The sequence below is a fragment of the Streptomyces sp. NPDC001292 genome, from assembly GCF_042896465.1.
Lineage (GTDB): Bacteria > Actinomycetota > Actinomycetes > Streptomycetales > Streptomycetaceae > Streptomyces.
This window is the reverse complement of the sequence record NZ_JBIAXG010000155.1, coordinates 1-1,249: the sequence shown is the minus strand read 5'-3', so window position 1 is coordinate 1,249 and position 1,249 is coordinate 1. Positions and strand designations below refer to the sequence as shown.

General features: G+C 69.0%; 1 protein-coding gene. It reads left to right on the top strand.

Going from position 1 to position 1,249, the window contains the following annotated elements; translation table 11 throughout:
• A partial coding sequence (locus tag ACFY4A_RS42685; protein WP_390834690.1) for a phosphopantetheine-binding protein occupies positions 1-1,249 on the top strand: 1,249 nt, incomplete at both ends.

Here is a 1,249-nt window from a genome sequence, read left to right as displayed (position 1 = left end):
CCGTGCCGGGCTGACCGCCGAGCGGTTCGTGGCGTGCCCGTTCGGTGGCGTGGGCGAGCGGATGTACCGGACCGGCGACCGCGCCCGCTGGTCGGTGGACGGCCGACTGGAGTTCCACGGCCGTGCGGACCAGCAGGTGAAGGTTCGTGGTTTCCGTGTCGAGCCCGGTGAGATCGAGGCCGTGCTGAGCGGGCATGAGGCGGTTGGCCAGGCGGCCGTGGTCGTGCGTGAGGACACTCCCGGTGACAGGCGTCTGGTTGCCTATGTCGTTCCGGCGGCGGACGTTCTGCCGGCGGCGGATGTCGTCCGGTTGGCGGTGGATGAGGCCGGGTTGTCGGCTGCTCTGGTCGAGTTCGTGTCGGGGCGGCTTCCGGGTCACATGGTGCCGTCGGCGGTTGTGGTTCTTGGTGCTCTGCCGTTGTCGTCGAGCGGGAAGCTGGACCGTGGGGCGCTGCCGGTTCCCGCGTATCGCTCGGGTGGTGGTCGTGGGCCGGCCAATGCTCGCGAGGAGGTGTTGTGTGCGGCCTTCGCGGAGGTTCTCGGGCTGGAGAGTGTCGGGGTCGACGACAACTTCTTCGAGTTGGGCGGGCATTCGCTGTTGGTGGTGTCGCTGGTCGAGCGGTTGCGTGTGCAGGGGATGGGGGTGTCGGTGCGGGCGCTGTTCGAGGCGCCGACCGTGGCTCGTCTGGCTGTTGCGGCTGTGCCGGAGCAGGTGGTGGTGCCGGCGAACGCGATTCCCGCGGGCGCTGTGGAGATCACGCCGGGCATGTTGCCGTTGGTGGAGTTGTCGGCTGCTGAGATCGAGCGGGTCGTGGCTGGTGTCGAGGGTGGTGCGGCCAATGTCGCCGACATCTATCCGCTGGCTCCGTTGCAGGAGGGTCTGCTCTTCCACCACGTCCTGGCCGATGGCGGCGAGGACGCGTATGTGACACCCACCGTCCTCGAATTCGACACCCGGGAACGACTGGACACGTTCCTGGACGCCTTGCGCCAGGTGATCGATCGGCACGACATCTATCGCACGGGTGTGGTGTGGGAGGGGCTGCGCGAGCCGGTGCAGGTGGTGTGGCGGCACGCCGTCCTGCCGGTCACGGACGTGGCAATCGACCCGCGGGGCGACGACCCCGTCGACCAACTGCTCGCGGCCGCCGGTTCGTCGATGAACCTGAAGCGGGCACCGCTGATCGACGTGCACGTCGCCGCCGACGCGGCAACGGACAGCCGGCTGGCCGTGGTGCGCATGCACCAC